The sequence below is a fragment of the Microcystis wesenbergii FACHB-1317 genome, from assembly GCF_014696875.1.
GTDB classification, from domain to species: domain Bacteria; phylum Cyanobacteriota; class Cyanobacteriia; order Cyanobacteriales; family Microcystaceae; genus Microcystis; species Microcystis wesenbergii_A.
The window spans coordinates 1-4,397 of the sequence record NZ_JACJQV010000010.1; the positions used below are offsets into that span (position 1 = coordinate 1).

Annotated in this window: 4 protein-coding genes and 2 pseudogenes; 4 read left to right on the top strand and 2 right to left on the bottom strand. The window is 41.0% G+C overall.

What is annotated here, in order from left to right; all coding sequences use genetic code 11:
- The coding region (locus tag H6F92_RS00185; protein ID WP_190356379.1) for a transposase at positions 1-609 on the top strand (609 nt) is incomplete at its 5' end.
- 161 nt (positions 610-770) lie between these two features.
- Here the strand turns inward: H6F92_RS00185 and H6F92_RS25560 are convergent.
- On the bottom strand, positions 771-1,058 hold the full coding sequence (locus H6F92_RS25560; protein ID WP_242029936.1) for a hypothetical protein: 288 nt from the start codon (positions 1,056-1,058) through the stop codon (positions 771-773).
- A 125-nt stretch (positions 1,059-1,183) separates the two neighbouring features.
- Here H6F92_RS25560 and H6F92_RS00195 point away from each other — a divergent pair.
- From H6F92_RS00195 to H6F92_RS25380, 3 genes and pseudogenes are all read left to right on the top strand, one after another.
- Positions 1,184-2,167: pseudogene (locus H6F92_RS00195) on the top strand (IS30-like element ISMae39 family transposase); the annotation flags it as partial.
- 266 nt (positions 2,168-2,433) lie between these two features.
- Entirely contained in the window at positions 2,434-2,799 is a 366-nt protein-coding gene (locus H6F92_RS25375; protein WP_199308090.1) for a helix-turn-helix domain-containing protein, read from the top strand.
- 12 nt (positions 2,800-2,811) lie between these two features.
- Positions 2,812-3,399, top strand: a pseudogene (locus H6F92_RS25380) (IS630 family transposase); the annotation flags it as partial.
- Here H6F92_RS25380 and H6F92_RS25565 read toward each other — a convergent pair.
- Positions 3,400-4,110 (bottom strand): bZIP transcription factor, encoded by a 711-nt coding sequence (locus H6F92_RS25565; protein ID WP_242029937.1) that lies wholly within the window; start codon positions 4,108-4,110, stop codon positions 3,400-3,402.
- Between the last annotated feature and the right edge of the window lie 287 nt (positions 4,111-4,397).

The following is a 4,397-nucleotide window of genomic DNA, read 5'->3' on the forward strand; positions in this document are numbered from 1 at the left end:
AAAAATCGAAAAGTAATTATTGAAAAAGAAGGGGGTGTGGAAGAAACAATCCAGCTTGAGCAACTAGCCAAAAGCCGATCAGAAAAGGATTGGGAGAAAATCACCCTAAATCTAGATCAAGAAAAAACGGTTTGGGTAGCGGTATTCAGAGCGAAAATATCTCAACTAGAAGGAGAAAGGAACTTGGCGATCGTCATGAAGGCAAGTTCAGGGGAAAAAGCGACAGAAGTTGACTATTTTATCACCAATGTAGTCGAGACAGATACAGTAACAGCGTCGTGGATAGTGAGGACTTACACCGAAAGAAATTGGGTGGAAGTATTCTACCGAGAAGCCAAAGGATGGTTAGGGTTAAGGGAATATCAAGTCAGGGATAAACGAAGCTTACTTCGTCATTTTATCCTGGTGTTTTGTGCCTATACATTTATCCTGTGGCATCAGTTAACTGGGGGATTGCAAAGGCGGTGGGCGAATCGACCTTTAAACACTTTTGTGGAAGCCTTGGCAGCTTTTCGGACAGCGATGTCTTTCCGTTTCTTTGAGTGGCTGACCGAGAATCGGGATGTGTTTGCCGCTTACAAAGCCAGTTTAGGCTTTGTTTGGGCTTGAAATTTGTTTAAGTCCCAATAGCTAATCGAGAATTTGAAAATAAAGAAGAACTAGAAAAAGTAGTCAATCAGCTTTTAAATGAAGGGGGATTGATTATTAAATGGAGTAGAAAACTTTAAAATAAGGGTAATTCTGTTAATGTAACTTAAATGCGTAAAAGCTTAGTAATCCCAGAAATCATCCAGGAATTTATCAAGAGCTTTTTGGTGACAAGCAACATAAGGAGTCAACTTCTTATAATGTCGTCCCTCATGTACCCAACACAAAGTAATATTATCTGTCAGTAATTTGAATTGGGGAGCATGATCACAGACCAGAGTTTGCACTACTGGCCAATCAGTTTGTTGATGATAGAAAGCAATCGCTGCTTCTATAATTCGAGTCCGGTGCTGAGAACCTAGTTTGGGTAGATATGTATCAAGTAGGGCATTAAACTCTGCTTCACTCAACACAGTTTCTTGAGGTAATAGTTCGCCAATTCAAAAATGAAACGCATCAACCTCAAGAGTTGACAAAGAAAGGCTCATCAGGTACTGTCTGATCATTAACAAAAACAAATCAGACCCAAAAACGAAGCCCCCAACATCTTAACATAGAACAAAGAAACTTGCTCTACCAACTTAGTCAGGAGGGAAATTTATCTCAACGGCAAATGGCCGTCTGGCTCGGATGTCATCAAAGCACAATATCACGGGAATTAAAAAGGAATCAAAGTTCCCTTGGCTGCTATCTACCTGACACAGCACAAGCTCAAAGCGAGACAAGGCGAAAAAATGCCAAACAACCCTTTAAAAATGTCAGCGAGTCAGCCTTAGAGTTGGTCAAAGAAGGATTGAAAGATTATCATAGTCCCGAACAAATAGCAGGTCGTCTGAAAAGAGCCAGTCAAGAATCTCTCAGTCACGAAACCATCTATCAAATGATCTATCAGAACTATCCCGGATGTGGAGAGTACCAGAAATATTTACGCCGGGGGCTTTGTCAAAGAAAGAGTCGAGGCGGAGCAAAAAGTAAGCGTGGAGGGATTCCAGGGCGTGTAGATATCAGCGAGCGACCAGTAATTGCTGACCAGAAAACTGAAATCGGTCATTGGGAAAGTGACACAATGATTGGAGGCAATCATCTAGGAGTTCTCGTTACTCATGTAGACAAAGCCTCGAAATTTTTAGTAGCAGGATTAGCCAAAAACAAAACCGCATCGGAAATCAATAGAGTCACAGAAAAACTTTTTCAAGAGATTCACCCTGACCAAAGAAAAACCTTTACTTGTGACAACGGCAAAGAATTTTGTGGACATCAAGAGTTGAGTCAGAAACTAGGAGCAGATTTTTATTTTGCTACTCCTTATCATTCGTGGGAGAGGGGATTAAACGAGCCTACCAATGGACTGTTAAGACAATTTTTCCCCAAGGGAACGAATTTTAAAATCGTTAAGCCAGAGCAGGTGGAAAGAGCCGTAAACTTGATTAACAATCGTCCTCGAAAATGTCTTGACTATCGTACCCCGAATGAGGTATTCTATAAAGGTAGATCAGATAGTGATGCAATTCAAACTTGAATTGGCGGTTTCCGAGCATTTTTCCATTTAGTTGGGATTGGGAAAGTCTCTTTGTAAGTTGTCTGTAAGTTGATTGAGAATCAACTCCAGTTCTGTGGCATTTTGCCATACTTTGACTACACTCAATCTGTCTTTTTTGGCAGTGGTCAAGTAGATTGTATAGAAAGGGTTGCATATTACATTAGTGGTATATAGCGGTATGCACTTGCATGAGGTACAATAGAAGAGGACAATAAATTATAGACCTAGGCAGGAGCCACGACCCGATGAAGCCCTATTCTTTAGACTTGCGACAAAAGATCATCGAGACCTACGAGGAGAATAACCTCTCACAACGTGAGTTAGCCAAAAGATTTAGAGTAGCTTTAAGCTTTATCCAGAAACTAATCAAGCAGTGGCGTGAAACAGGAAATCTAAATCCCCGACCCCATGGTGGAGGACAAAAACTCAAGCTTAAGAGCGACGAAATTATCTGGCTGGGCGATTTAGTCCAAGAAAAGAAAGATGCCACCTTAGACGAGTTAAGAAAACAAATTGAGGAAAAAACACAGACGGTGGTGAGTAACTCAACAATCAGTCGAATTTTAAAACAGCTAAATTTAACTCTAAAAAAAAGCTTACACGCTGGGTAAAGAGACACGGAAAGAGTGCAAAAATTAAGAGAAGAATATTGGGAGAAAATCCGAGATGTTAGAGCGGAAGATTTGGTTTTCGTTGACGAGTCTGGCTCTAATCTAGGGATGACAAGACTTGATGGCAGGGCTGAAAAAGGTCAGAGAGTGTATGATTCAGTTCCGTTAAACCGAGGAAAAAACGTCACGATAATTGGAGCGATAGCGCTCAAAGGCTTGCTGGCTTTTATCAATGTATTTGGAGCCGCAAATGGTTTAATATTTGAAGCATTTATTGCTACATTATTAGTTCCAAACTTGTGGAAAGGAGCTTGTGTATTAATGGATAATGCTTCGATTCATCAAAAAGAAACCCTCGAACCAATTCTTCAAGAAGTCGGTGCTAGACTGGAGTTTTTACCTCCCTATTCTCCCGATTTTTCTCCCATTGAAAACTGTTGGTCGAAAGTGAAAATACTGATTCGTTCTATGTCACCTCTTACCTATGCTGATCTGGAAAAAGCGATCGTTCAAGCCTTTAGTCAGATTACATTGCGAGATATCCATCACTGGTTTACCCATTGTTGCTATTGCGATACCCCTTTTAAAGAGCCTACCTAGTCATCCATGCTGTACCTCATTCAACTGAAACCCGCTATAGTTCACCCCACCCACCCGCGCACCAGTTTGGTCGAAGTGTTGCCAATGACTGCTCTCTAGTCCTGACGCATATACTTCATTTTTCTCGCCTTCAAACTCCACTTGGTTTTTAATCAGTAGGTTCGATAGATAGCCGGCTGATCTGGATATGCCAATATCTTCTAAAAACTCTAATAATTTGCCTTGGGTCATGTTGCCCCCGTAGTATAGGCTAATTACTAAGGCTTTTATTCCCGGTCCAAATTCTCCTTCATAACCGCAAGGCAGTTCTGCTAAATAGGTTTTTCCTGCTGAGGGTGAGTAGTATTTTTCTTTCTGGAATAGTATGTTGTCGGTTGCTAGGGTGATGTCTTGGATGATTACTTCTTGATAGCCTTTAAACTCTGCGTCTGCTGGCAGTTTATCTTGGGGGTATTTTACTATTTCTTCTCTATCTATTTTTATAGTCCCGTTCTTACTGCCTTTATTGTGCTTTTTTGGAGTTTTTCGCTCTTTCTCTGATGACTGATTCTTGGTAAACCCTTTCTTGTTAGCTTTGATGTCTGGCTTACCTTGTTCTCCTTTGAGACGGTTGTTTTCGTCTTTTAACTGTTGATTTTCTGCTCGTAATTCTTTGACTTCTGCTTGTAGTTGCTCTATTAAGTTCAGTAATATTTCTACTGTCCGACGCATTGATTCGTCTGCAATCCCTTTTGGCTCGATGGTTTGCAGTATCTCTTCTCCTGATTTCTTGCTCGAATCTAGTTTTTGCGATTAGGGGTCGAGAAGGTCGTCACCGACCTCCCCTCCCATTCAGAACCGTGCGTGAGACTTTCACCTCACACGGCTCCTAGTTTAACTGTTCCTTTGTTAAGGATACAGCTTGACTTCCTTTGGTTAGGTCTAGTATTATCTATATTAACTAAAATGTAGATGATTCTAGGCTTCCATCAGATGCCGATTTATCATCGTGACAGTGG